This window comes from Nonomuraea sp. NPDC049480 (genome assembly GCF_044465905.1).
In the GTDB taxonomy this organism is placed as follows: domain Bacteria; phylum Actinomycetota; class Actinomycetes; order Streptosporangiales; family Streptosporangiaceae; genus Nonomuraea.
In genome coordinates this window covers 37,209-62,751 of the sequence record NZ_JBITMD010000033.1, presented here as the reverse complement: position 1 = coordinate 62,751, position 25,543 = coordinate 37,209, and the positions used below count along the sequence as shown (strand labels likewise).

25 protein-coding genes and 2 pseudogenes are annotated in these 25,543 nt (G+C 69.5%); 9 read left to right on the top strand and 18 right to left on the bottom strand.

From position 1 onward, the window contains the following. Positions 1-210 precede the first annotated feature (210 nt). Genes ACIBX3_RS52775 through ACIBX3_RS52765 form a run of 3 tightly spaced genes read left to right on the top strand, consistent with a single transcriptional unit; the run spans position 211 to position 3,143 of the window. Positions 211-1,278: an ABC transporter substrate-binding protein gene (locus ACIBX3_RS52775; RefSeq protein ID WP_397128352.1), complete on the top strand. Its 1,068-nt coding sequence runs from the start codon at positions 211-213 to the stop codon at positions 1,276-1,278. Then, complete coding sequence (locus tag ACIBX3_RS52770) at positions 1,271-2,374, top strand: FecCD family ABC transporter permease (RefSeq protein ID WP_397128351.1); 1,104 nt, start codon at positions 1,271-1,273, stop codon at positions 2,372-2,374. Before ACIBX3_RS52775 ends, ACIBX3_RS52770 begins: the two co-directional genes overlap by 8 nt. Further along, positions 2,364-3,143 (top strand): ABC transporter ATP-binding protein, encoded by a 780-nt coding sequence (locus ACIBX3_RS52765; RefSeq protein ID WP_397128350.1) that lies wholly within the window; start codon positions 2,364-2,366, stop codon positions 3,141-3,143. The genes ACIBX3_RS52770 and ACIBX3_RS52765 overlap by 11 nt, the downstream gene beginning before the upstream one ends. Positions 3,144-3,203: 60 nt before the next feature. Here ACIBX3_RS52765 and ACIBX3_RS52760 read toward each other — a convergent pair whose 3' ends face one another. Together ACIBX3_RS52760 and ACIBX3_RS52755 are read right to left on the bottom strand one after the other, a co-directional pair. After that, the gene (locus tag ACIBX3_RS52760) at positions 3,204-4,904 is read right to left on the bottom strand and encodes a glycosyl hydrolase family 28-related protein (RefSeq protein ID WP_397128349.1); all 1,701 of its coding nucleotides are present in this window, start codon (positions 4,902-4,904) and stop codon (positions 3,204-3,206) included. A gap of 281 nt (positions 4,905-5,185) precedes the next feature. Beyond that, positions 5,186-6,484, bottom strand: a complete 1,299-nt coding sequence (locus ACIBX3_RS52755; RefSeq protein ID WP_397128348.1) for a hypothetical protein — start codon at positions 6,482-6,484, stop codon at positions 5,186-5,188. Between the two features lie 371 nt (positions 6,485-6,855). Here ACIBX3_RS52755 and ACIBX3_RS52750 point away from each other — a divergent pair, with 371 nt between their 5' ends. Continuing rightward, positions 6,856-7,077, top strand: a complete 222-nt coding sequence (locus ACIBX3_RS52750) for a DUF397 domain-containing protein (RefSeq protein WP_397128347.1) — start codon at positions 6,856-6,858, stop codon at positions 7,075-7,077. Between the two features lie 218 nt (positions 7,078-7,295). After that, on the top strand, positions 7,296-8,114 hold the full coding sequence (locus ACIBX3_RS52745) for a helix-turn-helix domain-containing protein (RefSeq protein ID WP_397128346.1): 819 nt from the start codon (positions 7,296-7,298) through the stop codon (positions 8,112-8,114). A gap of 4 nt (positions 8,115-8,118) precedes the next feature. Here the strand turns inward: ACIBX3_RS52745 and ACIBX3_RS52740 are convergent, their stop codons facing one another. The 3 genes from ACIBX3_RS52740 to ACIBX3_RS52730 are packed head-to-tail and all read right to left on the bottom strand — an operon-like array spanning position 8,119 to position 10,839. After that, on the bottom strand, positions 8,119-8,928 hold the full coding sequence (locus tag ACIBX3_RS52740) for an ABC transporter permease (protein ID WP_397128345.1): 810 nt from the start codon (positions 8,926-8,928) through the stop codon (positions 8,119-8,121). Next, on the bottom strand, positions 8,904-9,656 hold the full coding sequence (locus tag ACIBX3_RS52735; RefSeq protein ID WP_397128344.1) for an ABC transporter ATP-binding protein: 753 nt from the start codon (positions 9,654-9,656) through the stop codon (positions 8,904-8,906). The genes ACIBX3_RS52740 and ACIBX3_RS52735 overlap by 25 nt, the downstream gene beginning before the upstream one ends. Beyond that, positions 9,643-10,839, bottom strand: a complete 1,197-nt coding sequence (locus tag ACIBX3_RS52730; RefSeq protein WP_397128343.1) for a hypothetical protein — start codon at positions 10,837-10,839, stop codon at positions 9,643-9,645. Before ACIBX3_RS52730 ends, ACIBX3_RS52735 begins: the two co-directional genes overlap by 14 nt. Positions 10,840-11,200: 361 nt before the next feature. On the opposite strand from ACIBX3_RS52730, the gene ACIBX3_RS52725 reads away from it, so the two are divergent. Beyond that, positions 11,201-12,010, top strand: a complete 810-nt coding sequence (locus ACIBX3_RS52725) for an SAM-dependent methyltransferase (RefSeq protein WP_397128342.1) — start codon at positions 11,201-11,203, stop codon at positions 12,008-12,010. 235 nt (positions 12,011-12,245) lie between these two features. On the opposite strand, the gene ACIBX3_RS52720 is transcribed toward ACIBX3_RS52725, so the two are convergent. Both ACIBX3_RS52720 and ACIBX3_RS52715 read right to left on the bottom strand, forming a co-directional pair. Beyond that, positions 12,246-12,464, bottom strand: a complete 219-nt coding sequence (locus tag ACIBX3_RS52720; protein ID WP_397128411.1) for a hypothetical protein — start codon at positions 12,462-12,464, stop codon at positions 12,246-12,248. A 137-nt stretch (positions 12,465-12,601) separates the two neighbouring features. Further along, a pseudogene (locus ACIBX3_RS52715) lies at positions 12,602-12,673 on the bottom strand (hypothetical protein); the annotation flags it as partial. Here ACIBX3_RS52715 and ACIBX3_RS52710 point away from each other — a divergent pair. After that, entirely contained in the window at positions 12,672-12,812 is a 141-nt protein-coding gene (locus ACIBX3_RS52710) for a hypothetical protein (protein ID WP_397128341.1), read from the top strand. The pseudogene ACIBX3_RS52715 and the gene ACIBX3_RS52710 sit on opposite strands and share 2 nt — an antisense overlap. Here ACIBX3_RS52710 and ACIBX3_RS52705 read toward each other — a convergent pair. From ACIBX3_RS52705 to ACIBX3_RS52695, 3 genes and pseudogenes are all read right to left on the bottom strand, one after another. Next, positions 12,777-12,848, bottom strand: a pseudogene (locus ACIBX3_RS52705) (hypothetical protein); the annotation flags it as partial. The gene ACIBX3_RS52710 and the pseudogene ACIBX3_RS52705 overlap by 36 nt on opposite strands. Continuing rightward, entirely contained in the window at positions 12,845-13,267 is a 423-nt protein-coding gene (locus tag ACIBX3_RS52700; RefSeq protein ID WP_397128340.1) for a hypothetical protein, read from the bottom strand. The pseudogene ACIBX3_RS52705 and the gene ACIBX3_RS52700, both read right to left, overlap by 4 nt. Before the next feature lies 1 nt (position 13,268). After that, positions 13,269-14,171, bottom strand: a complete 903-nt coding sequence (locus ACIBX3_RS52695) for an aminoglycoside phosphotransferase family protein (RefSeq protein ID WP_397128339.1) — start codon at positions 14,169-14,171, stop codon at positions 13,269-13,271. 409 nt (positions 14,172-14,580) lie between these two features. Here ACIBX3_RS52695 and ACIBX3_RS52690 point away from each other — a divergent pair, with 409 nt between their 5' ends. Further along, positions 14,581-14,919 (top strand): Lsr2 family protein, encoded by a 339-nt coding sequence (locus ACIBX3_RS52690; protein WP_397128338.1) that lies wholly within the window; start codon positions 14,581-14,583, stop codon positions 14,917-14,919. Between the two features lie 274 nt (positions 14,920-15,193). On the opposite strand, the gene ACIBX3_RS52685 is transcribed toward ACIBX3_RS52690, so the two are convergent. The 3 genes from ACIBX3_RS52685 to ACIBX3_RS52675 form a co-directional block, all read right to left on the bottom strand. Continuing rightward, positions 15,194-15,652: a hypothetical protein gene (locus tag ACIBX3_RS52685; protein ID WP_397128337.1), complete on the bottom strand. Its 459-nt coding sequence runs from the start codon at positions 15,650-15,652 to the stop codon at positions 15,194-15,196. Between the two features lie 195 nt (positions 15,653-15,847). After that, complete coding sequence (locus tag ACIBX3_RS52680) at positions 15,848-18,205, bottom strand: NACHT domain-containing protein (protein WP_397128336.1); 2,358 nt, start codon at positions 18,203-18,205, stop codon at positions 15,848-15,850. A gap of 543 nt (positions 18,206-18,748) precedes the next feature. Continuing rightward, positions 18,749-19,366 (bottom strand): TetR family transcriptional regulator, encoded by a 618-nt coding sequence (locus tag ACIBX3_RS52675; RefSeq protein ID WP_397128334.1) that lies wholly within the window; start codon positions 19,364-19,366, stop codon positions 18,749-18,751. Between the two features lie 71 nt (positions 19,367-19,437). On the opposite strand from ACIBX3_RS52675, the gene ACIBX3_RS52670 reads away from it, so the two are divergent. Then, the gene (locus tag ACIBX3_RS52670) at positions 19,438-20,256 is read left to right on the top strand and encodes an alpha/beta fold hydrolase (protein WP_397128332.1); all 819 of its coding nucleotides are present in this window, start codon (positions 19,438-19,440) and stop codon (positions 20,254-20,256) included. Between the two features lie 394 nt (positions 20,257-20,650). On the opposite strand, the gene ACIBX3_RS52665 is transcribed toward ACIBX3_RS52670, so the two are convergent. From ACIBX3_RS52665 to ACIBX3_RS52645, 5 genes are all read right to left on the bottom strand, one after another. Further along, positions 20,651-21,142: a DUF1772 domain-containing protein gene (locus ACIBX3_RS52665; RefSeq protein ID WP_397128330.1), complete on the bottom strand. Its 492-nt coding sequence runs from the start codon at positions 21,140-21,142 to the stop codon at positions 20,651-20,653. A gap of 158 nt (positions 21,143-21,300) precedes the next feature. After that, positions 21,301-22,131: a carbohydrate ABC transporter permease gene (locus ACIBX3_RS52660; protein ID WP_397128329.1), complete on the bottom strand. Its 831-nt coding sequence runs from the start codon at positions 22,129-22,131 to the stop codon at positions 21,301-21,303. Then, on the bottom strand, positions 22,128-23,069 hold the full coding sequence (locus ACIBX3_RS52655) for a carbohydrate ABC transporter permease (protein ID WP_397128328.1): 942 nt from the start codon (positions 23,067-23,069) through the stop codon (positions 22,128-22,130). The genes ACIBX3_RS52660 and ACIBX3_RS52655 overlap by 4 nt, the downstream gene beginning before the upstream one ends. Positions 23,070-23,072: 3 nt before the next feature. Beyond that, positions 23,073-24,365: an ABC transporter substrate-binding protein gene (locus ACIBX3_RS52650; RefSeq protein ID WP_397128327.1), complete on the bottom strand. Its 1,293-nt coding sequence runs from the start codon at positions 24,363-24,365 to the stop codon at positions 23,073-23,075. Between the two features lie 157 nt (positions 24,366-24,522). Next, positions 24,523-25,533 (bottom strand): LacI family DNA-binding transcriptional regulator, encoded by a 1,011-nt coding sequence (locus ACIBX3_RS52645; RefSeq protein ID WP_397128326.1) that lies wholly within the window; start codon positions 25,531-25,533, stop codon positions 24,523-24,525. Positions 25,534-25,543 lie beyond the last annotated feature (10 nt).

Below are 25,543 nucleotides of genomic sequence, written 5' to 3'. Positions count from 1 at the left end.
CAACGCGCTTCCTGGGTGTGGCGCGCTTGTGGCGCGCCCGGACCCGGCTCCGGGCCTCGGGCTGCGCTGATCGCCATCGCCATCGCCGCCCGCTGCGGTTCCGCCGACGACAGGCCGGGCGTCGCCGAGCCGGACACCACCGTGTGCCCGGTGCGGGTGACGCGTACCTCCAATCCGCAGAGAGCACACATTCCGATGAGACCTTGTCGTTTGCGCCGTCCCCTGGCCGCCGCGCTGTCCGCGCTCGTGGCCTCGATCGCCACCGGTTGCGGCGCCCCCGCCGGCTCGTCCAGCGAGCCGGCCGCCGCCACCGCACCCGCCGGGCGGACCGCCTACCCGCTGACCTTCGACAACTGCGGCACCCGGGTCACCTTTCAGCGCCCGCCGCAACGCGTGCTGATCCTCAACGGGACCAGCGTGGGGGAGGCGGAGAGCTTCATCCTGCTCGGCCTGGAGAAGACCATCCTGGCCAACGCCCAGCACTACGGCGTCTCCGACGACCCGTCCATGATCGCCAAGATCAAGGCGCTGCCGACCGGCGGGCTGACCATGAACAAGAACTTCGACGTCCCCGCCGAGCAGGTGCTCAAGCTCAAGCCCGACCTCGTGGTGTCCACCTGGTCCGGCGGGTTCGACGCCAAGAAGGGCTTCGCCACCCGCGAGCAGCTCGCCGCGGCAGGCATCACCTCGCTGGTGAACCCGGTCAACTGCGCGATGGGCAAGCCGGAGGCGACCCCGGAGGAGAAACGCGCCTTCCAGAACCAGTCGATCAACTCCTCGCTGGAGTTCATCGGCCTGCTCGGGCGGGTGTTCGACGTGCAGGAACGCGCGTTCGACCTGATCGGTGAGCTGCGCGCCCGCGTCGAGGCCGTACGGACGCGGGTGGCGGGCCGGCCCGCCAGGAAGGTGCTCATCGCCTATCCCGGCATGGCCATGATGAACGCCAACGGACTGCCGGCCGTGATGACCGGCGGCATCTACGACGACGTGATCAAGGCCGCCGGCGGCGTCAACGCCTTCGCCGGCCAGACAGGGGACATGACCCGGACCCTCAACAGGGAGCAGCTCGCGACCGCCCAGGTGGACGTGCTGGTGGTCGGGCTGTTCACACCGGACGAGAACGCGGAGCAAGAGGCGGCCGAGCTGTTCGCGGCCTATCCGCACTGGGCCGCCTCCAGGTCCAGGACCTACACGGTGGTCTCCGACGGTGTGTATCTGGGCCCGCTCAACGCCTGGGCCGTCGAGAAGATCTCCAAGGTGGTCCACCCCGGTGACTGACACCCTGACTCCCGTATCACGGTCCGCGCCGGTTCGACGCCCGCACCTGGTCTCCGGACCCGCGACGGGCATGCTGCTGGCCGCCCTGGCCGTCGCGCTGGTCGCGGCTCTGGTGGCCGGCATCTCCGTCGGCTCGGTCAACCTCCCCCTCGGCCAGGTCTGGGGAGTGGTCTGGGCGCACCTGTCCGGTCGCGGCGCGCAGGCGGACCCGCTGCTCGGCCAGGTCGTCTGGGAGATCCGCACCCCGCGGGCGCTGCTGGCCGCGCTGGCCGGAGCCGGCCTGTCCGTGGCAGGGGTCGCGTTGCAGGCCCTGGTCCGCAACCCGCTCGCCGACCCGTACGTCCTCGGGGTGTCCTCGGCTGCCTCCCTCGGGGCGGTGCTGGTCCCCGCGCTCGGTGGCACCGCGCTGGCCGCCGGCCTGACCGGCCCGCTCGGCGTCACCGGGGCCGCCTTCGCCGCCGCCATTCTGTCGGTGCTGCTCGTCTATGTCCTCGCCCAGCGCGCAGGGCGGCTGCTGGACTCCTGGCTGGTGCTGACCGGGGTCGCAGTCGGCTACCTGTGCGCCGCGGCCACCACGTTCGTGCAACTGCAGCTCAACCCCACGGAGCTGCAGGGCATGATGTTCTGGCTCATGGGCAGCATCGCCGGCGCGTCCTGGGCCGACCTGGGCGTGCCCGCCCTGCTCATCGTCTCCTGCATGACCTGGTTGACGCTGCAGGCCCGTGCGCTCAACGCGCTCCTGGCCGGCGAGGAGGCCGCCATCGCCATCGGCGTGCCGGTGGCCGCGCTGCGGATCGGGCTGCTGGCGGCCGGATCGCTGCTCACGGCCACCGTGGTCAGCGTCGTCGGTGGCATCGGTTTCATCGGGCTGATGATCCCGCACTTGGTCAGGTTCGTCGTCGGCGCCGACCATCGCCGCGTGCTGCCGGTGTCCCTGGTGGCCGGGGCGCTGTTCCTGGTGCTGGTGGACCTGGCCGCCCGGATCGCGGACCGGCCCAATGAGCTGCCCGTCGGTATCTTCACCACCGGGCTCGGCGTGCCGTTCTTCCTGTGGCTGCTGCGCCGCCGGGCCGATGGAGGCGCCGATGCGACTTGACCTCGCCGGCGTCAGCGCCCGCATCGACGCGCGCACCATCGTCAACGGCGTCGACCTGACCGCTGGGCCGGGCGAGTTCGTCGCGCTCGTCGGCCCGAACGGCAGCGGGAAGTCCACGCTGCTGCGGACCGTCTACCGGTCGCTGCGCCCGTCGGGCGGCGTGGTCCTGCTGGACGGGCAGGACCTGTGGCGGATGCGGCCCCGCCAGGCCGCCCGCCACCGCGCCGTCCTGCCCCAGCACAACCATGTCGCCGCCGGACTGTCCGCCGCCGAGGTCGTCGCCGCCGGCCGTCACAGCCACAAACGGCTGCTCGACCGGGAGAACGACGCCGACCACGCGGTGGTCACCACCGCGCTGGAACGGGTCGGCATGGACTGGGCCGCCGACCGGCTGATGACCACCCTGTCGGGCGGAGAGCGGCAACGTGTCCTGCTCGCCCGCGCGCTGGCGCAGGAGGCGCCGCTGCTGGTCCTCGACGAACCCACCAACCACCTGGACGTGGGGTCCCAGCTCCTCCTGCTGGACCTGATCCGTTCTCTCGGCCTCACCCTGCTGGCCGCCCTGCACGACCTCGACCAGGCCGCCGCCTACGCCGACCAGGTCGTCGTCCTGCGGGACGGGCACGTCGCCGGGCACGGCCCGCCCCTGGAGGTGCTGACACCCGCCTTCATCGAGGCGGTCTTCGGGGTACGCGCCCACGTCGGCCCGCATCCCATAACCGGACGCCCGCACATCGCCGTGGCCTCACCCACGCGTCAGAGGGGGTGAACACGGGCCGGCTCGCCGCCGGCCCGTGTGCCCACGCCCGTGCCGGCGCGTCCGCACCGGTCAATCCGTGCGGTCGCGCTGGCCGGCGTACAGGTCGGTGACGCGGGGCGGCGAGCCCTGTCCGACGAGGAGGCTCTCCAGGTCGCCGGTGAAATCCGGCGGCAGCTCGCTGGAGGCGCCGGTGGTGCCCTGGACGCCGACGGTCACGCTGCGGGGCGCGACGTCCGCGATCGTCACGGCATAGGGGCTGCCGCCGGTGATCCGGACGTTCCAGTGCGCGATCCGCGCCCCGAACAGCGGGCCGGACGCGGCAGAGCCGCCGACCCGGCCGTTGTTCACCAGGGTGATGTCGGTCCGGGCGTTCTCGAACGGCAGCGCCCGATGGGTGTCGAAGGTGCCCTCGGCCATCCGGCCGCGCCGCCAGACGTTGCCCGACGACAGGCCCTCGAGGTTGAGGCCGTGGTGGACCGCGCCGGACGGCACCGGGACGGTGAACGCCTCGATCTCGAAGTCGTCGACGAGGTTGTCGTGCGACTGCATGCGGCAGGCGAAACTGTGGTGGGCGGCCCGTCCGCCGACGGCGACCCGGGACAGGGTGATCGACTTGGCGTAGGTGAAGCCGAAGCCGAGGTCGCAGTTCTCCACGCGCACCTCGCTCGCCCAGCAGTCGTGCACGGCCTGGAAGCACACTCCGTTCGAGCCGGGGTGCTTGTTGTGCGCGGTCATCGCGACCAGCTCGTTGCGGATCGTCAGCTGCTCGACGCCGCTGTCGTGGACGGTCGGGCCGATCGCGCGCAGCCGGGCCGGCCAGCCGGCGCGGAGATCGTACTTGAGCGGCTGGGCCAGGACGACCAGCCGGTCGCCGAGGATCGCCTCGATCCGGACGGGCCACTGAAGGGAGGCGTACTGGATGTACTGGCCGCCGGAGCCGGTGACGAGTTGCGGTGCCCGCCGCGGCCAGTCGTAGGTCCGGGCGCCGGGCACGTCCCCCGCCAGATGCGTCAGCAGGCTCGCGTCCGGAGGGTTGTCGCACTCGAGCATCACCATGTCGCCCTCGCGCAGCCCGCCGGTATCGGAGACCAGGAGCGTCCGCTGGCCGCGGGAGGCGGCGCCGACCTGCGCGAGGGTGTCGCCCAGCAGCCAGCCCTCGGTGCCGGCGAAGTCCTCGGCCTCCGACCGGGCCCGGCGCTCGGCCGCGATGAACCAGATCTGCCCGCCGGTCCACGACCAGCGGCTGTTGCCGTTGGACTGCCGGGCCGGCCGGTACCCGTCGTTCAGCGTCCGGTTGAAGCGCAGCACGGTGGCGTCGCGCCCGGCGCCGCGCAGGACGACGTTGGACCAGTGCATGAAGACCGGCGACGACAGCAGGTAGGTGCCGCGTGGCACCAGCACCACGCCGCCGCCCCGTTCCCCGGCGGCGCGCAGCGCCGCGTTGAACGCCGGGGCGCAGTCCGTCGTCCCGTCCGCGCGGGCGCCGTGGTCGGTCACGCGGGTCACCACGCGCGGCCGCGGCAGCCGGGCGCCGAGGCGGTAACCGGCGCGGGATATATCGGGTATCACCGGGTGGGATCCGGGTGCCTGCGCCCACTGCTCCAGCAGGGCGGCCGATGCGTCCGAGGGCCGGCCGGCCGCCCCCTCGGTGATCGCGCGGGCGGGTGCGGCGGCCGCCGCCGCGACTCCGCCCGCGAGCGTGGGCACGGCGACGACGGCCGCCCCGCCGATGAGCGTTCGGCGGCTCAGGTTGGCAGGGTTCTGACGCATGGTGCTCCTCGGGATCGAGTGGTGCGATGAACGGTGCCTTCACCGGGTCCCGGCTCTCCCGGGCGCTGCGTCGGCGAGGAGAGGGCGGGGGCCCGGCGCCACCGTGCTGGTGGCCGGCTGAGGGAGGGGGTCGGGGGCGTCAGTAAAGATGGGATCTTTTGACTGTGATCCCATGGAACACCCGAACTGTCAATGGCTCTTCATGCATACGACACCTGTCCGAAACACGATGTCGTCCCCGCATACGTCGGAGGTGTTCCCACGCGAACCGCGGCGACGGGTCAGCGCACGCGCCGTACCCGGATGCCGTGCGCGTCGGCGCGTTCGACGCCCGCCGCGTCGACGTTGGTGATGGGGATCAGGCCGCGGACCTGACCGGCGCGGCCTTCGTCCGTCATGCGGACGATCAGCATCCCGGGGTCTGTGCCGTGTGAGGAGTGCGGGTCGCCGGAGAGCGGGTTCGGGCCGCGTGTGGACGCGAACACCCATGCGCGATCCGGGGACCCGGCGAACAGATCCACCGTCGGATCGGCGCTGAACGGCGACGTCAGCGCCACCGTGTTGACGCGGGCCCCGGTGCGGCCGTCGAAGACCTCCGCCACGTTGCCGTCGCGGTCGCCCACCCAGACGTGGCGGTCCCTGGCGCCGACCGCGGTGCCGTGGGCGTCGCGGTCCGGAGAGTCGTCGTCGTAGAGCCGCTCCACGGGAGGCGTGTTGGGCGGATTCGAGACGGAGTAGCCGCCCCGCGGCATCCGGAAAACGCTGAACTGGTCGAGGTTGGCGGGGGTGCCGCCGCCCCCGTCGCCGAAGACGGCGCCCTTCGCCTCGATGAAGCCGCAGCCGTTCGCGGGCACGTGATCCGCGTCGTACTCGCCCACGATGGTCATCGGCGCGGTGCGCCAGTCCACGACGAACATGCCGCCGCCCCGCAGGCTCACGAAGACCGGGCCGTTGTCGGAGGCGATGAACGGGCAGATCGGAGCGTTGTCGGGGCGGATCCCGGCGGCCTGGCAGGGCGCGCCGCTCGGGGTGGTGCAACCTGCCAGGTCGAGCGTCGCCGCAGGCTCCTGCGTGAACGCGCCGGCGGCGTAGCCGGTGCGGATCCGCTCCAGCTTCTTGCCGTTCTGGTTGGCGATGATGAGGTAGCGGTCGTCCTCGGTGGGCCAGAGGGCGTGCGCCTGCCGGGCGCCACCCGCTCCGGCCTCGGTTTGGAGGCAGGCGAGCGGCCGGCGGGAGGCGGCGTCGAAGATCACCACATGGCCGCTCGCGACGAAGGCGAGCGCCGCGTGGGTGTCGGCCTTGTTGAACACGATCATGTGCGGCCTGACCGGGTTCCGGCCGGTGCTCGCCAGGCACAGGGACGAGGTGGCTCCGCCGAGGTCGATCACGCCGGTCGGGCGGGTGGCGGACAGATGCCTGGTGACGTCGCGGCCGTCGTACACGTGCACGGTGCCGCCGTGGGCGAGGCCGTTCGTGTCGGACTGGTCGACCAGCCAGATCTCGTAGGAGTCCGCAGGGGCTTCCGCCGCCCCCGCGACGAGCGTCATCAGCAGCGCGACGATCACGGCACGCCATCTCATGACGCCTCCCAGCGAGTGTCCACCACGGCTACGTCCGCAGTGTCTCCGCGATCTCATGACAGGACAAGAGTTGATATTTCGCGATAAGACCCACGCTCGGCGTCGCCGCTCGTGACGGGTGACGCCGTAGGCGGCCGCGCCGGTCCGAAAGCCGGAGCAGCCACCCGGTGCACCCCTATTTCTGCAAGCACGTACGCACGTACAATGGAAAAGAAGTGCATATGCACGTGCATTACACATCTGCCTACGGCGGTGTGGCCATGTGATTTATCTGCACATATGCCGCGATAGCTCTGTTTCGGGGTGTTTGTCGAGTTCGTCATCGCGATCCGAAAAGGAGAAACGTGATGGAGTCTCCTATTTACAATGGTATGTCCGCTTCGGTGTTGTCCGGGGTGGCATGGCGCAAGAGCCGGCACAGCAACTCGGACGGCAGTTGTGTGGAGGTGGCCGGCCTGCCGGACGGCCGGATCGCTCTCAGGAACTCACGTTTCCCCGGCGGGCACGTGCTGGTCTACACCCGCCCTGAGCTCGCGGCCTTCATCGCCGGCGCCAAAGACGGCGAGTTCGACGACCTGGTCACCGGGCCGTGATCACGACGGCGCGGGCAATCGGAAGAATGCGGAGATCGAATCGGCGAGAATATCGGCATATGATCTGCAGAGTTGTGTAACAGTGGGGCAGCGTGATACAGCAGGTACTTCTCCCCCGGTAAAGGGATCGACTTATGACCGTTGCAAGGCCAGCCGGAAACTCCGCCTCCGCCGATGTCGCGCGTGGTGCCCCGAGCGGGCCGACCGCACTGCGGATCATGGTAGGGGCGCAGTTGCGCCGGTTGCGCGAGGCCAAGGGCATCACCGGTGAACAGGCCGCGGACGCCATCCGCGCAAGCCACTCCAAGATCAGCCGTATGGAGCTGGGCCGCAGCCCCTTCAAGCAGCGCGATGTGGCCGACCTGCTCACCCTGTACGGCATCACGGCCCCTGACGAGCGCGAGAAGGTGCTGGAGCTGGCTCGCCGGGCCGGCACACCGGGGTGGTGGCACCAATACAGCGACGTGCTTCCCGGCTGGCTCGAGCCGTACCTCGGCCTGGAGCAGGCCGCGCGAACGATCCGCAGCTACGAGGTGCAGTTCGTGCACGGCCTGCTGCAGTGCGAGCCTTACGCCAGGGCCGTCATCGGCATCCGGCACGGCCAGGACCCCGGCGATCTCGAACGTCGCGTGGCGATGCGGATGCAGCGCCGGCAACTGCTCACCGGATCCGACGCGCCCACGCTGTGGGCGATCATGGACGAGGCGGTGCTGACCCGGCCGATAGGCGGCCGCGAGGTCCAGCGTGCCCAGCTGGAACACCTGATCAGCGCGTGCGACCTGCCGAACGTCACGCTGCAGATCGTCCCCTTCCACATCGGCGGGCACGCGGCGACGGGCGGGTCTTTCACGATCCTGCGTTTCGAGGCGCCGGACCTCCCCGACGTGGTCTACCTGGAGCAGCTCACCAGCGCGGTCTACCTGGACAAGCCCACCGATCTCGACAACTACAGCACGGTCATGAACACCTTGACCATTCAGGCCGAGCCGAAGGAGGCCACCCCGGCCCTGCTGACCGCCATGCTCGAACAGCTCTGAGCGGCTAGCCGGCGGAGTCCCGGGCCGCCGTGTGCCAGCTCGTGACCCTCCGGGCCAGCGCGCCGAAGCCCAGGAAGACGGCGAGCCCGAGCAAAGACGACAGCCCGACCGCCGCGAACAGCTGCTCGGACTGCAGCCGCGACCGGTACAGGTCGATGAGCGTGCCGATGCCGGGTTCGCCCTGCCGGAAGAAGAAGTCGCCGACCACCGCGCCGATGACCGACAGGCCGGCGGAGACGCGCAGGCCGGTGAAGACATGGGGCAGCGCCGCCGGGAGCTGAAGCTTCCACAGCCGGGCCGGCCGCCCCGACCGCTGCAGCGTGAACAGGTCGTGGTGGGCCTCGTCCACCGACCGCAGGCCGAACAGCGTGTTGGTCACGATCGGGAACAACGCGATCAGCATGCATACCAGGACCCGGGTGAAGAAGCCGAACCCGAACCAGAACCCGAACAGCGGCACCATCGCGAGAATGGGGATGGTCTGCAGGATCACGAGGTATGGATGGAGAGACCGCTCCAGCCAGCTCGCCTGGGCCATGGCGATCGCGAAGGCGATGCCGATCACGGCCGCGGCCGCGAGGCCGAGCAGCGCGACCTGGCCGGACAGCAGCAGACCGGCGAGCAGTTCGCCCCGGTTGTCCGGATCGAGGAGCCCTACCCGCACCACGGCGTCCGGCGGGGGCAGCAGGAACCGCCGGTCCGGGGTCAGCAGCACGTACGTGACGGCATACCACAGAGCGATCACGAGGGCGAAGACGACGAGCGGCGGCAGCCACCGGCGGCGGGTGCTCACGTGGTCGTCCCCCTCAGGCACGCTGACACCTGGCCCGCGACTCGCGTGAACTCCGCGTCGAAGCGCAGCTCGGGCGGGCGCGGGTAGGGGAACGGCACGTCGAACGCGCCGAGAATCCGCCCCGGCCGGTCCGACAGCACGATGATCCGGGTCGCGAGGAAGACGGCCTCGGTCACCGAGTGGGTCACGAACAACGCGGCGAAGCGGCGTACGGCGAACAGCCGCAGCAACTCGTCGTTCAGCCGTTCGCGGGTGATCTCATCCAGCGTACCGAACGGCTCGTCGAGCAGCAGCAGGTCGGGCTCCAGGGTGAGCGCGCGGGCCAGCGACACCCTCATCCGCATCCCGCCCGACAGGGTACGCGGCCGCGCGTGCGCGAAGTCCGCGAGGCCCACCAGGCCGATCGCCTCGTCCGCGCGCCGCCGCCGCTCCTGCTTGGACAGCCCGCGCAGCTCGCCGAACAGCTCGACGTTGGAGCGCACGGTGCGCCACGGCAGCAGCGTGGGATCTTGAAAGACGTAGCCCACGGACGCGGTCCCCCGGTGCACCGAGCCCTGCGTGGCCTCGGTCAGCCCGGCCGCGAGGCGCAGCAGCGTGCTCTTGCCGCATCCGGAGGGGCCGACCACCGTGACGAACTGCCCGGGGGCGACGTCCAGGTCGACGGCGCACAACGCCTGGGTGCCGTCGACGTAGCGCTTGCCCGCACCGGCGAACGACACGGTGAAGCCGGCCTGTTCAGCCGGCCCCATAACCGATCTTCGGGTCGATGAACTCGTTGGTGACCACGCCGGAGGGCCGCAGACCGTCCTTGACCGGCTTCTTCTGCGCGGCGAAGATCGGCTTGGTGATGTCGATCAGGCGCTGGACCCGGGGGACGTCGAAGTTGCCGACGGTGGTGTCGGGTCCGTTGCTGCTGAGTTTCAGCTCCTTCATCTGACGGACCGAGAACTCGGAGCTCTCCTTGGTGTACTGCGTGGCGACCTTGTAGGCCTGGTTGAGCCGCAAGGTGAGATCGATCGCCGGGCCCGGCTCGGCCAGCACGTCGACCTGCGCCTGCTGCAGGATCGGAACGAGCTTGCGCAGGCAGGGCGCGAGCTTGTCCTTGTCGGCAGGGCGGATCACCAGGGGAGGGCCGTAGTTCGGATAGCCGGCGTCGTACACGAGCTGGTACTTCACCGGCTTGCGCCACTGCTTCACGTCTTTCTCGTAGATGTACGGCTCGGCGTTGGCGTACCCGGCCACCGCCGCCTTGCCGCCGGCGGCGACGAAATGCGACGGGGATCCGTCGTAGGAGCCGTCCACCTGGCCGCGCCTGAGCAGGCCGGCCCCCACCAGGTACTCCATGTAGGTGTTCCCGCCGAAATAGAACACCTTGGTGTTCGTCCGGCCGATGTCCTTGATCGTGGTGAAGCCGGGATAGGTGGCCGGATCCCACAGGATGATCTGCGGGTGGATCTCCACCAGGGCCATGACGGCGAGGGTCGGCTGGGTGGCCGACACCTGGACCCCCTCGTCCAGTCCGCCGAGAACGCCGAGATCGATGCCGGTGTCGAGGTACATCTGCGCGGACGGCTGGGTGAAGCCGATCGCCGGGCCGCCCGCCCGCAGCTCCAGCTTGACGCCCGTGTCCTTGCCCCGGACCACCAGAGGAGCGGTCACACTCTTCTTGCCGGCGTCGATGACCGGGTTGGGGCCCAGGAGGTGGTACATCCCGCCCTCGACGGTGATGTGCGGAGTCCACTGGGTCTGGACCACGATCGTGGCAGGGCAGTCGCCGCGGAGATCGGTGGGATCACTCGCGTTGCCGGCCGCCGGATCGGGCGGGGCCGCCCGCTGCGTGCCGGTGCAGGCACCGAGCAGGAGGAGCAGCCCGAGAACGGCCGCGGTCTTGCCTGTTCCGTGTCCTGCGTGCCGTGTCCGGCGCACGCGCATGACGCAACCCTTCCGATGTGGGGCGATGGGACATTCGCAATCCGCAAGAGAACCTTGCCCGGCGCGTCCGCACCAGGCATTCCTGTCACCTCGACGAACGCCAGGCTCCAGACCCCCGTATTGCCGGGAATTTATCATGATTTGCCGCGTCTGGGATGACGTGCCGATGACGTTGAGTGCATCCTTTCCCGCGCACTTCATATGGGCGATTTGTCCGGCCATGCGGGAATTGGAATTCGACAAAAGTGCGCTAATGATGAATTTTCCGGCAAACTTCCATGATCGCCCCGTCGATGCGGCGCCGCGGGCGACCTTATGCTGAAGGCCCCTCGGTGCAGCGTACGAGCCAGGAGAAGCCCCCATGACCGACAATTCGACCGCGGCCGGCCAGTGGCCTCCCGCGATCGACATGACCGTGTCGCACTCCGCGCGGATCTGGAACTACTGGCTGGGCGGCAAGGACCACTACGCGGTGGACCGCGAAGTCGGCGACCAGATCAGCCGCATCAACCCGGACATCGTCCTGACCGCCCGAGCCGACCGGGCCTTCCTGCGTCGCTCCGTGCGTCATCTGGTGGCCGAGGCGGGGATCCGGCAGTTCCTGGACATCGGCACCGGCCTGCCCACGGCCGGCAACACGCACGAGGTCGCCCAGGAGCTGGCCCCGGAGACGCGGGTGGTCTACGCCGACAACGATCCTGTCGTCCTCGCGCACGCCAAAGCGCTGCTCAGGGGCACCCCGGAGGGGAAGACCGACTACGTCGACGCCGACCTCCACGACCCGGACACGATCCTGACCGCGGCCGAGCGGACGCTCGACTTCAGTCAGCCGATCGCGATCATGCTCCTGGGGATCGTGCACTTCCTCAACGATGACAAGGAGGCGTACGCGATCGTCAACCGCCTGCTCGAGGCCGTTCCCGCCGGCAGCCATCTGGCGATCGTCCACATCACCGCGGTCATCAACCCGGCGGCGAAGCAGGAGGAGGTGCGGCACTGGAACGAGCACGGCACGCCCAAGCTGACCATCCGCACACCGGAGCAGATCGGGCGTTTCTTCGACGGCCTGGAGATCCTCCCTCCCGGCATCGTCTCGACCACGCGCTGGCGGCCCGACATCGACGATGCGCCGGAAGTGGACGGATTCTGCGGAGTCGGCAGGAAACCCTGACCTGAGGCCGGTCACCAAGCGGCGGTCCAAGCCCGGGCCCACGTCCTCGGCCCGCTCCTCCCGGACTCAGGACGTAGGGTTCGGCCGTCAGGTGGTGCTTCGGCGAAACAGCCGATCGCGGAAAGGCCGAGGCCGGTGCCGTGCTCGTACTCGGCGGCGAATTTCCCCTCGACGAGGGCCGCCCGGACCATCGTGGTGATGCGGTCGACGTCGCCGCGTTCGACATGTAGCCGAGCTAGGCCGCGAGATCGCGGCCCCGCTCGTGGAACTCCCTGGCCCGCTCGTAGTCCTTGGTGAGCAGGGCGATGCGGCCCAGGCCGGTCAGCCGGTCCGCGACGCCGGGCCAGAGCCTCGACTCCTGCGCCGGCCGCACACCCTCGCGGCGCGGCTCGGCGGCGCGTTCGCCGTCGCCCTTGATCTCGGCCGGCGAGGCGAGCGGCCAGACGGCCTGCACCGGTCCGGCCCGCCGGCGGAGAGCCGCACGGGTCCGCCGGCCCCGGCGGAGGGGAGAAGGAGGCCGGCGTCGTCATTGAGAACGGCGTGATGCAGCGCGCGGAGCTCCTTCGCGGGGTCGATGCCGAGCCCACTCCGCAGGAATGTGGTGATGCGCCGGTAGGCGTCGAGGGCTTCCGCCTGGTGGCCGGCACGGTGCGGGGCGAGCATGAGTTTCGCCCAGGGCCTTCGTGTACGGGATGCGCGGCTGCGGCGGCTTGAGATCGGCCAGGACGGGGCCGCGCCACAGTCGCAGGGCGGGGCCGAGGAGCTCCGCCTCGACGGGGAGGCCGTGCTTCCCGGCCGCTAGACCGGCGCGCCGGACGAGGTCACGAAAGCGGGTCAGGTCCAGGCGGTCAGGGGGAGGTGGATGAGGTATCCCCGGTCGCGGGTCTGGATGAGCCGGGTGTCCTCGCGTTCGCCGGTCAGGACACGGCGGTGCAGTGGCCCCAATATTGCAAATGCATATCCCTGCCCTTTTGCATATTTGAGGATTATGGCAAATGGCGGTCGCTCAACCGCGATGGCATGTTCGGTCCTCGGCCGGAGTCTTCCCGACGCCAAGGCGGCATCGACTTCCGCATCGACTTCCGCGTCGACTTCGGCGTCGACTTCGGCGTCGACTTCGGCGTTGGCGCGCGCGTCGCCGGTGGCGGAGACCATCAGCACCGCGGTTCCGCCGGCAATTCCGGTGGGTGGCTCGCAGGGCGGTTCGGGCCAGAAAGCACACGGGGCGATAGTGGCGAATATCTGCCCGAACGGCACGTCACCCGAGGGGCGTTTCGGCGGTCATGTCGGTGAGCACCTCGTGGATCACGTGCCGGGCGTTGGCCGCGATCGCCGGGTTCGTGTGCTGGTAGTAGGGGAGCTGGATGAGGGCCATGGACAGCGCCCAGCCTCGGCCCCGGGCCCAGGTGTCGTCGTCCGCGTCCAGCGCGGCACGGAAGACGCCCCTGGCGTGCTCGGGGAGCAGGTTCCACGCGGCGATCAGGTCGCAGGCGGGGTCGCCCACGCCTGCGGTGGCGAAGTCGATCACGCCGGTGAGCCGCCCGTTCTCGACCAGCAGGTTGCCGGGCATCAGGTCGGAATGCACCCACACGGGCGGGCCCGCCCACTCGGGCGTCCGCACGGCCGCGTCCCAGGCCGCGGTGGCCGCCGCCGTGTCGATCAGCCCGTCCAGCTCGCCGATGGCGCGCCGGGTCGCTCTGTCCACCGCGGTGAGCGGTCCGCCGCGGTAGGCCCGCGGCCCGCCGGGGAGCTCGACGCGGCGGAACGCGGTCACGAACGCGGCCAGGTCCGCGGCCATGGACTCGGCGTCGGAGAGCCGACCGGCCTGGGGGTTGGCGCCGGGCAGCCACCGGCACACCGTCCACGGCCAGGGGAAGCCCTCGCCGGGAACGCCCGTGCCGAGCGCCTCGGGAACGGCGACCGGCAGAAGCGGGGCCAGCCTGGGCAGCCACTCCTGTTCCTTGGTCACGTCCTCGACGCCCCCTTCGACCAGAGGCAGCCGTACGGAGAAGTCGTCGCCGAGCCGGTAGACCGCGTTGACGGTGCCGGGCGAGGGGAAGCGCTCGATGGGAAGGTCAGCCCACTGCGGGAACTGCGCGGCCAGCAGCCGGCGCACGAGCGCGGCGTCCGTGTGCACCTCGTCGGCGTGCATCTTCGTCATCGGGAATCCTTTGCGTACGGAGGCGTCGGCTCGCGGGATCGTACCGGTTCGCAGCTTCGGTGACCGCCTGCCGGCAGGCGCGCCCGACTCCGCGCTTCACGAGAAGAAAAGCTGGGGCAATGACATGCGGACCGCCAAAAGCCGTGCATGCGGCGGCACCCGGGATCTGAATCGCAGCGGATTTGATCCGAGAGCGCTCCATCGCCTTTCGAATCAGCCGTTATATACGACTGAAGTCGATATCATCGTCCTGAATAGGCCCGGTTACCAAGGGTCCTCTTGACCATCGCGAACGTATCGCAGCCCGTCGGTCACGAGCGTAGAAAACCACGGTAAATTCTGATCCAGCTTGACGACACCGGGAATAGCGATACAGTACCGCCATAACCTGACCTAATTGGAGTCCGGCATGGCCAAGCAGATCGTTGAACGACTCATCGACGACATCGATGGAGGCGAGGCTCACGAGACCGTCGCATTCGGTCTCGACGGCAGCACCTATGAGATCGATCTCCACGAAACCAAGGCGGAGGCGCTGAGGAAGGCGCTCGCCCCCTTCATCGTGAAGGCGCGCCCGGTTCGTGCGGCACGTGGCGGCCGCGGGCGACGCGCGGCCGGTGCCGGCGCGCGGGTGAGCCGTGAGAAGTCCTCTCAGATCCGGCAGTGGGCGAAGGCTCATGGGCTGCCGGTCAGCGAGCGGGGTCGCATCGCCGCGTCCGTCGTGGAGAAGTACGAAGCGGCGCACTAGCGAGCGGGCGGGCTTTCGCCGTTCCGGCCGACCGCGGCGGAAGCCTTCGTCGAAGTGCAATTGTTCCGCGTATTCACCGGAGGTCTCGGTAAATGACGCGCCACGCCGGCCACGTTTTGAGTAGATCGTCGCGCAATTTTGCTCCACCGGTTGGGCGTCAGGCGCTTTCCAGGCCGCGTGCCGCGTCCGGGTGCGCCCGTCACGCCGCGGCTCGTCCCCGGATCGAGACCCTGGGTAACGTGCCTGTGGTGAGCATGGCGTCGAGCAGTTCGATTTAGGGGTCGAGGAGGAACCGCTCAAGAATTAGCGGTAGCGACGCGTTGATCCGTGTCGATGACGGCATGTGACGGCTGAGTTCCTGAGCAATGATCAAGTGGCGGCGGCAAGCGATCCAACCGAACAACGAAGCGCCGGCCTCCTCGACGTTGTCGAAGATGACCAGCCGGCCCGGATAGACGGCCAGCCAGCTCAGAGCCCGGGCGGCGGCTTCCTCCACAGTGGTCTGCTCGGCGGCCACCGAGTCGATGCCGCAGGTCAGCGCACCGGCGAAAGCGGCCAGCCCTGCGCGGATCAGATCCGGGCTGTCGGCGTAGATCCACCACACCACCCGGTACTGGCCGCGGTGGCGGTAGGCGTATTGCAGGGCCGGTTCGCTCTTGCCGACGCCGCCCAGCCCGAGCACGGCCTGACTGATCACACCGGGCCCTATTCCGTCCTGCAGTGCCTGGCGCATGGCGGTCAGGGTCGCATCGCGGCCGACGAAGGTCGAGGCCGGACGGCGTGGCAGGCCGGCCCCTGGCCCGAGGCTTCCGCCCGCATCTGCACATTTCGCGCCCCGTCATCGGTTGAGGTCGCCGCCGATGGCGATCGACCGCTCGCCTTCGGTGAATACCTGCGGTGCCCTTCCCCGTCAAGTCTGCGTGTTGAACTACTTGAGGCTGGCAAGGTGGTCGTGCAGGGCCGCGTGGCGGAACTGATAGACCGGGCCGACGGCACGCAGCAGCCCCAGGCGGTGGGCGTCGTCAAGGAAGTCCATAACCCGCCAGGGAAGCTGACGTTTAAGGGCCAGCCGGGCCACCGCGATGGTGCAGACCAGCCACGCATGACGGTTGCCCATCACGAGCCCGGCCATCGGGCCAACCGCGAGCCCGAACGCGAGCCCGGTCCCGAACGCGAGCCCGGTCTTGAGCCCGAACGCGAGCCCGGCCACGAGCCCGAACGTGAGCCCGAACGCGAGCCCGGGCACGATCGTGCGCAGAAGGGTGAGCGTTCTGTCGGCTTGCCAGCTGGAGCGGGGTGTGCTGGTTGATTCGAGGGTGGGTTGTTCCGCCCAGGTGATGAGCCTGGGCGCCAGGATGATCCCGAGCCAGATGTAGAGCCCGAGTTGGAGCGAGCCCGTGAAGCCGGATCCGACCCTGTGCCCGACCGCGAGCCCGACGGTGAGCCCGAACGCGAGCCCGGCCGCGAGCCCGGGCACGATCGTGCGCAGAAGGGTGAGCGTTCTGTCGGCCCTCCGGCTGGAGCGGGGTGTGCTGGTTGATTCGAGGGTGGGTTGTTCCGCCCGGGTGATGAGCCTGGGCGCCAGGATGATCCCGAGCCAGATGTAGAGCCAGAGCTCGAGCGTCATCCTATCCGTGGGGTTGAGCCCGGTCATGAGCACGAGCACAGGTACGAACGCGAGCCCGGCCACGAGCCCGGCCACGAGTCTGAACGCGAGGGCGGCTGTGTCGAACCGGAAGGAACGGAATGTTCGTCCGCGCAGGCGCAGGTTGGCGAAGCCCGGTGTTTCGTTAACCCAAGCTGGGGCGCGCACGAGCCCGAACGCCAATCCGATCAGGAGCCCGGGCCAGGTCCCGCTGATGACTTCTCCGACCCAGACCATGGGCGTGAGCACGGCCGTGAGCCCGAACGCGAGCCCGACCGTCACCCCGATTGCTGGCCGGATGTGGGGGGTGGTGCGGGCGATGTGCCACCAGGTGATGTCGCGGGTGGTGGCCGGGGGGAAGGCACGAGCCAGATAGGTCAGGTAGCGGCGGGTGGCGTCTGGGTCGAGCCGGTGGCGGGGCCGGAAGTGGTCGGCGGGGTCGGTGCTGGGCGGGCGGGCGGCTATGACAGCGGTGATGACGTGGTCCAGCAGGTGAGTGCGCAACGCGTCGGCGTCGGCACCGAGAGGGCCGGTCAGCGGGGCGGGGTCGGCCCCGGAAGCGACATAGACGGTGCGGATCAGCCACAGGCCCAGCGGGGTTGCGGCGAGCCGGGTCAAGCCGGGGACGGTGCGGGATCGCAGTGCGGCCAGAGTGTGGGTCCAGGTCTCGCTCGGGGATGAGGGGAGGCAGGCGGTCAGGTAGTCCGCAGCGGCCTGCGGGGTGAGGGGTTTGGAGACGATGACCGCCGCTGCGGTCAGCGGCCGGCCGGCGTCGTGGACGGCGGTGGTGAACTCGGCGCGGCGGCTGGTGAGGATGAGCTGGTCGCGGGCGGTCAGCGAGGCGTTGAGCGCGGCGATCACCTGGGCGCGCGCGGGGGCGGAGATTTCGTCCAGGCCGTCCAGGACGGGCAGGATGTGGCCGCGTTCGGCCAGTGCGGCGGCGGCGCCGGCGCCGAGCTGCGGGGCGGCCAGCGCCGGGTAGTCGGTGGCCAGGTGGGCGGCGAGCCAGTCGTGCAGGCGGGGATGGGCGTCGGTGTCCCAGCCGGAGACCGGCAGCAGCACCGGTACCGGCACGATCTCGCCTCCGGAGGCGCTGGTCTGGTCAGCCGCGCGGGTGGACAGCAGCTGCAGCAGCAGCTGGATCGCCAAGGTGGTCTTGCCCATGCCCGCGCCGCCGGTGATGACCAGCCGCCGCCGGGTCAGGGCGCGAAAGTCGCGCGCGAGGGCGGCGATGTCGTCGCTGCGGCCGGTGAAGGTGAATGCGGTCGCGGCGCTGATCAGCCGAGGGGTGCTCATCACCGCCTCGTTGGCGGTGAGGTTCCAGCGGACCGGGATGGGTTCGGGATCGTCGAGCAGCCGGTTGCGGGCCTCGTCCTGCCATTGCCGGCGCACCAGATCGGCCAGCACATCGGCGGCTTGTGTCACATCGGCGGGATGGCCGGCGGCGGTGTTGCGGCGCCTGGCCCACGTCACGACGGCGGACGCGGCCACCGCTGCGGCGATCGCGACCGCAGCCAGATCAGCCAGATTGACCTTGTCGGTCCGGTCCAGCGCGCGCCCCACCAACACCACCGTCGCGACCAGCGCGACGATGGCCAGCAGAGCGGCCGGATTCCACCAGCGGATGGGACGTCGACTCACACCGACATGTTCGCCGCCGTCCAGTACCGGCGGCATGCATCACGGCCCATCTCGGTGCCGAATCGTGATCATCGACAGCTGGTGTCGGTGTACGGGCTCAACTGCAGAGCCCGTTTACTCGTCCGTACCTCTGCACTTCAAGAAGTACGCCCACAGCCGGCCGCGATCATTACTGACACCCTCTCAGCGCTGACGGTGGAGCGGAGCGATGTTCGGTTCGGGTAGGTCCAGCTGGGCTCGCGGTTCCTGGTTCTCCAGGATGAGCTGGTGGACGGCCCGGACCGGCGCGGGAACGTCTTCCCGGATCTGGGCGAGTCACTTGTTCTTGTTCGCGATCGTCTTCTTCAACTTGACGATCGTCTCGCGCAGGCGCACCTCGACGTCGGGGGCCGCCCCGCGCCGCGTCTCAAGGCACCCAGAACTTGCGCCAGCTCGCCACATCAGCCCCTCTACTCAACAGGAACAACACGCCTATTCAATAGGGAACTGCGGTCTGCCCGGCGTCCGGCGTGGCGGCGTCCGCCGAGCGCGGTCGCTGGTCAGTCACTGGGCATGCCGGGGCGAGGGTAGTTCGAGTTCGAGTGCGAGCTGGAGTTGGCGCGTCCACCAGAGCAGTTGAGCGGCCGGGTCACTCGCTGCGCCGCCGGTGAGGCCGGCGCTGCGGCGGAAGGCACTCCCGTAGAGCGGCTCCAGTGCCATCGCCTGGTGGAGGGCCGCGACTGCGAGCCGGGTGTCCTCGATCGAGGCCCCGGATGGCCGGAGCTTGTGGAGGGCGTCGACGACCGGGTCCAGCATCCCGCTGCCGTGCTCTCGCCAGCCCGCGGCATGCAGCGCCACCGCCAGCTCGCCGTAGCCCTGCCGGTACAGGCCTGCCAGCGATTCGACGAGCTTCAGGAGGTCGGAACCCTGCTCCAGCCACGACGAGAGAACATTCTGCACCGCGGCTCTCAGCCGGCGTCCACCATGTCGAAGCAGTTCGTGGAGCAGGTTGTCGCGGCTCTGGAAGTGGTGCGTCACACCGGCGTCGGTCATGCCGACTCGGGCGGCGACGGCACGGACCTGGACCGCTGCGACGCCTCCCTCGGAGAGCAGCGCTGCGGCGGCGTCGAGGATCAGACGGCGAGCCTCCTCGGGCGGTCTTCGCGTTCGACGGGTCCCCACGACCTTCACTTTACCTTGACCAGCCAAGGGAAGTGCCGTACCTTGACATCTCAAGGTAGAGGAGCCTGGAGATGCCCATGGTCGATCTGTCGAACGAGCCGCGTTTCCAACCAGCGATGACCGAAGTCACCCTCACCAGAGGAAGCGCAACGCTGCGAGGTACGGTCACCGGCACCGGTCCGACCGTCCTCCTGCTTCATGCCGGCGGCGAACGCCGCGCTGTGTGGACGCCGGTCGCAGCGGCGCTCGCCTCGCGCGGGCTGCGGACCGTGGCCTTCGACCTGCGCGGTCACGGCGACAGCTCAGGTCAGGCGACGAAGCTGCGGGCAATCGCGGAGGACGTGACCGCGATGATCTGCCATGAGCCGGCACCCGTCATCGTGGTCGGCGCCTCCCTCGGAGGACTGGCCGCCATCGCGTCCCTCGCCGACCCGCGCGCGGCACGGCATGTCGCCGGGCTGGTTCTCGTTGACGTCGTACCCGACCCCGATCCCGCCCGGGTTCGTGCCTGGCTCGATGAGCGCGGCCTCTTCAGCGGCAACGCCGAGCTCGTCGAGGACATCCTCGAACGCGGCCCCGAGCTTCTGGCGACAGCCACGAAGATCGAGCTGCCGATGCTGCTGGTCCGTGGTGGGCCGCGCTCCCCGCTCATCGACGCTGAGGTGGAGAGACTGTGCGTCGCCAACCCTGCGGTCACCGTCTCCCGGGTGCCTGCTGCAGGTCACCTCGTTGCTCGTGATACTCCCGATGAGCTCGCCCACATCGTGGCGGACCGCGCCTCCATATGGCTCGCCACCACGCTCGCCGACCGCGGCGAGCCCGCTTGGCATGATCATCAGTGGCGGCCAGATCGTGCTGGCCGGGCGGTTCGGCCGACTCTCGAAGGATGAGGCCAAGCGTGGCCTGGAGCCGCCGTCCCCGCCGTTCACCGGCATTCCTGACGAGCGGATGGGACCCGGTGAGGCCCCATTCCTGACGAGCGGATGGGACCCGGTGAGGCCCCTCGACACCCTGAAGAACGCCGACTGGTCCGCGTTCTCTCCAGAGCGTGACACCGTGCCACTGCGAGACGGTCACCTATCCCGCCTCCGGGCCTACGAGGGGAGGGTAGCGGTAGCGCGGCTGCTCGAGCGTCTGGCGGACGCGCCGGACCTCTCTTCCGGCCTGCTCGGCCGGGTCCACATGGACGGCTGGCCGGCGGGCCGGGTGGACGCGTACGAGCGGCGGATGCGGCCGTTCATGGCGGTCAATCAGGGGGCCGGGGGCCGGACGGTGGGATGTCGTCTAGCTCGATCGCCCGGTCAGGGTGAGAGCCCAGGTGAGCAGGCCGAAGGCGGTGGTGGAGGCGATCACGCGGACGATGTTCCAGCTCCTCCACCGCGCCTCGTCGAACCGCTCGCGGACGGCGGCCAGGTCGATGCCGTCGGGGTCGCCGGCCGCCTTGATCGCATCGTTCAGCGGCACGTTGATCGCGATGGTGATGACGAACGTGATCGCGTACAGCACGAGCGCCGCCACGATCCACGGCATGGCGGGCCTGCCCACGTGCGCGATCATGGCGAGGATCGTGAACAACAGCGCGCCGAAGAAGCTGCCGCCCAGGAACCACGGGTTCATGATCGCCCTGTCGATCGACTGGAACGCGGCGACGAACGTGCGGTCGTCGGTCCTGCCGAGGCCCGGCATGATCGTGTGTGCGTACAGGCCGAACACGCCTGCCGCCAGTCCTGTTGAGATCGTGGCCGCCACCAGCGCGGCTATCCGCAACCCTTCCACAGGCCCTCCTTCGTGATGTCGTCCGGCTCACACGCTTCCACCACGTTCTGTCGTGCGCCTTTCTCGGAGACGTCGTCTCAGGATGAGTGTTCATCAGCCTCATAACGGGTCACCCGTACGAGTTGAGCCGCCCGTGGTGGCTGGACCGCCGTTCACCGTCAGCCCTTGGTCGCGCCCCCGGTGAGGCCTTTGACGAACTGCTTCTGCAGGAAGAGGTAGAAGACCAGCACCGGGAGCGTGGCCAGGAACATCAGCGCGAACACGGTCCCGAAGTCGGCCTGGTACTGGCCGATCGACCGGTAGATGCCCGTGGTGATCGTGGTGCCCTGGGAGGGGCCGAGGATGACCAGCGGGTCGATGAAGTCGTTCCAGATCCACACGCCGAGGAAGATCAGCACGCTCGCGGTCGCCGGCCGCAGCAGCGGGAAGACCACCCGCCAGAAGATCCGCGTCCGGGACGCGCCGTCGATCGCCGCCGCCTCTTCCAGCTCGATCGGGATGCCGCGCAGGAAGCCCGAGAACACGAACACCCCGAACGGGATGTAGTAGCCGACGTTGAACAGCACCAGTCCCTGCACCGTCGTCATCAGCCCGAGGAACTGGAGCACCTGGGTGATCGGCATGAGGATCACCTGCGGCGGGATCATCAGGCCGGACAGCAGCAGGAGCATGGCCACCCGCGCCCATCTGCTCCGGGACCGGGCGAGGTAGTGCGCGAGCATCGCCGACAGCACGGTCAGCACGATGATCGACAGCGTGGTGACGACCACGCTGTTGGCGAGGCTGGCCCAGAACAGGTTGTCCGGGCGGGTCAGCAGGCCGGTGATGTGCTCCAGCGTCGGCGGGACCGGCAACCCGGCCGGGTCCTGAGTGATCTTCTCGCCCTGTTTGATCACGTTCACCAGGATCATGTACAGCGGGATCACGAAGAACGCGCTGATGACCAGGGCGGTCAGGGGCCGCACCCAGGGCGCCCGCGAGTCGTTCACAGGCTGACCTCCCGCCGGTTGAGGATCTTGAGCGTCACGGCGCAGGCGGCGGCGATGATGACGAGCATGACGATCGCCATCGCCGACGCGTACCCCTGCCGGTTGGCCACCAGGCCGGTCTGCAGCACGTTGTAGGCGATGGTCGCGGTCGTCCCCGTCCCCGGGCCGCCATGGGTGATCACCTGAACGTGGTCGAAGGTCTTGAACGCCGAGATCAGCAGGACCACCGTGTTGATGGTCAGCGCCGGCGCCAGCAGCGGCCAGGTCACCGAGCGGAACCGGCGTACGGGGCCGGCCCCGTCGATCGCCGCGGCCTCGACGAGCTCGTGCGGCACCCCCTGCAGCCCGGCGAGGTAGACGACGACGCAGAAGCCCAGCATCTGCCAGGACAGGATCATCGCGATCGAGTAGAGCGCGATGCGCGGGTCCGACAGCCAGCCCGGCGGGTCGGCGACCCCGAGCGCGCGCAGCGCCTGGTTGACCAGCCCCTGATCGTCCAGCATGCGGGTCCACACGATGCTCACCACGACCGAGCTGAGCACCATCGGAGTGAAGAAGACCGTGCGCATCGCGTTGTAGAACCAGCTCTTGCGGTCCAGCAGGAGCGCGATGCCGAGCCCCGCCACGTTCGGCACGACGACGACGATCACGGTGAGGATCGTGGTGACCCGCAGCGAGGTGAGGAACTCGGCGTCGGTGAAGAGCACCAGATAATTGCGCAGGCCGACGAAACGCGTCGGCGGGTTGAACGGGTTGTGGTTGGTGAGGCTGTACCCGAAGCTGATCAGGATGGGGGCGAGCACGAAACAGGCGTAGATGAACAGGCCCGGCGCGCCGAAGAAGGCGAACGTCCTGATCCGCTCCGCCACCGCCCCGAAGCGCCCGCCCGCCGGCCGCGGTGTGGTCCGGGCCGGTCGCGTCTGGGTGTCGACCGCCATCGATCAGGAGGCCTTCGCCCACTCGTCGTCGAGCGCCGCGGTCACCTGTTCGACGGTCTTGCCGCCGGTGATGAGGTCCTGCGCGGCGGCCCGCCACTTGTCGACCACCCCGGGGAGCAGGCCGTCGTCGCCGGCCTCCCAGCCGAACGCCTGGACGATCTTGCCGTCGTTCAGGCCCTGCTGATAGAGGTCCCAGCCGAGCTTGAACACCGCGCCGGTGTCCGACGGCGGCGTGTATCCCTTGATCGCCGGGTAGAGGCCGTCGTTGTGTACGGAGTTGTCGAGGTTCGTCTTGTCGAGAGTGAAGGCCAGTGCGAACTTCTTGGCCTCCGCCAGGTGTTCGGCCGTGGCGCTGACCGACAGGCCGCCGCCGGTGAAGGCGGGCACGACCGCGGAGCCGTCGTCCGTGGGCCAGTTGAAGGCGCCGATCTCCCAGCCGGGCTTGCGTTTCGGGTCGTCAGCGGCGGCGGCGAACCAGTTGCCCATCGGGTACATCGCGCCCTTCCCGTCGAGGAAGGCCTGCTCGGTGGCCGCGTAGTCGCGCGAGATGTCCTTCTTGCCGATGTAGCCCTTCGCGGCGAGGTCCGCGAACTTGGCCGTGGCCTTGACGAAGTCGGGGTCGCTGAACTTCGCGGAGCCCGCGCGCCGTTTGGCCATCCAGTCGGGCGTCCTGGCGTACAGGTCCGTGGCGAGGGTGGCCGTCCACAGCAGCGTGGAGGCGAACGGATCCTTGCCGCCGCCGACGACGAACGGGGTGGTGCCCTTGGCCTTGAGCTTGGCGGCGGCGTCGAGCAGCTCGGCGTACGTCTTCGGCGGCGCGGTGATCCCGGCCTTGGCGAAGAGGTCCTTGTTGTAGTAGACGACGGGGATCGTCTGGGTGTTGGTCGGCAGCTGGTAGATCTTGCCCTTGACGGCGCCGTTGGCGGGCGCGACGAAGTCCTTCAGCTCCTCCGGGGTGAAGGCGGCCATGGCGCCGCTCTCGGCGAATCCGGCGGGGGAGACGGCGACCATCACGTCGGGGAACTGGCCGGAGGCGAGCAGTTGCTTGGCGTAGGAGACCCGGTCCTCGGTCGGCGAGACGAGCTTCTTGACCGTGATGTCGGGGTACTGGTCGGTCACCCGCTTGATCGCCGCGTCCCAGACCTGCGGCGTGAGGTTGGGCGTCTCGAAGACCAGGAAGCTGATCTCCTTCTTGGCGGTGCCGCCGGGCTGGGTCGTGGCCTGTTGCTGGCCGACGGTGCACCCGCTGAGGGCGACGGCGGCGGCGAGAGCCGTCAGCGAAGCCTTGTGCCTCATGAGGTTGTGCCTTCCGGGGGAGGAGAGGGCTGCGACGCCGGCGTCCCTGCCGGGCGGATCTCCGTGATCGCTCACGTGAGCGCTCACGGAGACGTTCCTCCAACGCTGCCGCAATGTCAAGAGTGAGGCGGCCGAGTGAGGCGAGAATCAGGCAGGGTCATGTGGAGCCCCGTACGACGAGTTCCGGCCGGATCACGGCGTCCTCGACGGCGCGCTCCTCCGGCCCGCCCAGCAGCAGCGCCGCCTGCTCGATCGCGATCTCGCCCAGGCGCCGCTTGTCGATGTGCAGCGTGGTCAGCGGCGGATCCACCAGCTCGCCGATGCTCAGCCCGTCGAAGCCGAGGAAGGCGCAGTCGCCGGGGACCCGCAGGCCGAGCTGGACGGCGCGGCGCTGCGCCCCGATGGCGATCACGTCGTTGTACGCGAACACCGCCGTCACGTCCGGGTGCGCCGCCAGCAGCCGCTCCATCGCCGCCGCCCCGCCCTCGACCGAGTTGTGCGCGGGCTGGATCCAGCCGCCGTCGACCGGCAGGCCACGGTCCGCCATGACCTCGAGATACAGCTCGCGCCGCGGGTCGGGCGCCTGCGCCTCGACGTAGGCGAGGTCGTCGATCATCGCGATCCGGCGGTGACCGCGGTCGATCAGGTACGCCAGCCCCTGCCGTACCCCGGAGGCGAAGTCGATGCGGACGCCGGGCACCGACGGCGCCCGATCGCCCTTGTCGAGCAGGACGAACGGCAGATTGGCCGCGGCGGCCTTGCCGATCGCGTCCTGGTGCAGCAGGAACGCCACCCCCACGTCGACCTGGTCGATCAGCATGTCCACGACCTCGAGTTCCTTGCGGTGCTCGCTGCCCGTGCTGTAGACCACGACCTGCCATCCCCGGTGCTCGGCGGCTTCCAGCACGCCCGCGGTCACCTCGGGGAAGAACGGGTTGAGCACGTCTGCGATCACCAGGCCGACCGTGGTCAGGTGCTGGCGCACCAGACCTCGGGCGAACCGGCTGGGGCGGTACCCCATCGCGTGGGCCGTGTCGAGGATCCGCTGCCGGGTCTCCGGATCGATCTCGGCCTTGTTGTTGATCGCCCGTGACACGGTCTGGCGGGAGACCCCCACCGCGCGCGCCACGTGGTCGATGGTGACGCGGGGCTTTCTGTTGGTGGACACGGAAGGGACT

Coding starts and splice junctions, on each gene's coding strand:
- ACIBX3_RS52765 (WP_397128350.1), top strand. CDS start 2,364: ATGCGACTTGACCTCGCCGGCGTCAGCGCCCGCATCGACGCGCGCACC.
- ACIBX3_RS52760 (WP_397128349.1), bottom strand. CDS start 4,904: ATGCGTCAGAACCCTGCCAACCTGAGCCGCCGAACGCTCATCGGCGGG.
- ACIBX3_RS52755 (WP_397128348.1), bottom strand. CDS start 6,484: ATGAGATGGCGTGCCGTGATCGTCGCGCTGCTGATGACGCTCGTCGCG.
- ACIBX3_RS52750 (WP_397128347.1), top strand. CDS start 6,856: ATGTCCGCTTCGGTGTTGTCCGGGGTGGCATGGCGCAAGAGCCGGCAC.
- ACIBX3_RS52745 (WP_397128346.1), top strand. CDS start 7,296: ATGGTAGGGGCGCAGTTGCGCCGGTTGCGCGAGGCCAAGGGCATCACC.
- ACIBX3_RS52735 (WP_397128344.1), bottom strand. CDS start 9,656: ATGGGGCCGGCTGAACAGGCCGGCTTCACCGTGTCGTTCGCCGGTGCG.
- ACIBX3_RS52730 (WP_397128343.1), bottom strand. CDS start 10,839: ATGCGCGTGCGCCGGACACGGCACGCAGGACACGGAACAGGCAAGACC.
- ACIBX3_RS52725 (WP_397128342.1), top strand. CDS start 11,201: ATGACCGACAATTCGACCGCGGCCGGCCAGTGGCCTCCCGCGATCGAC.
- ACIBX3_RS52710 (WP_397128341.1), top strand. CDS start 12,672: ATGAGTTTCGCCCAGGGCCTTCGTGTACGGGATGCGCGGCTGCGGCGG.
- ACIBX3_RS52695 (WP_397128339.1), bottom strand. CDS start 14,171: ATGACGAAGATGCACGCCGACGAGGTGCACACGGACGCCGCGCTCGTG.
- ACIBX3_RS52690 (WP_397128338.1), top strand. CDS start 14,581: ATGGCCAAGCAGATCGTTGAACGACTCATCGACGACATCGATGGAGGC.
- ACIBX3_RS52685 (WP_397128337.1), bottom strand. CDS start 15,652: ATGCGCCAGGCACTGCAGGACGGAATAGGGCCCGGTGTGATCAGTCAG.
- ACIBX3_RS52670 (WP_397128332.1), top strand. CDS start 19,438: ATGCCCATGGTCGATCTGTCGAACGAGCCGCGTTTCCAACCAGCGATG.
- ACIBX3_RS52655 (WP_397128328.1), bottom strand. CDS start 23,069: ATGGCGGTCGACACCCAGACGCGACCGGCCCGGACCACACCGCGGCCG.
- ACIBX3_RS52650 (WP_397128327.1), bottom strand. CDS start 24,365: ATGAGGCACAAGGCTTCGCTGACGGCTCTCGCCGCCGCCGTCGCCCTC.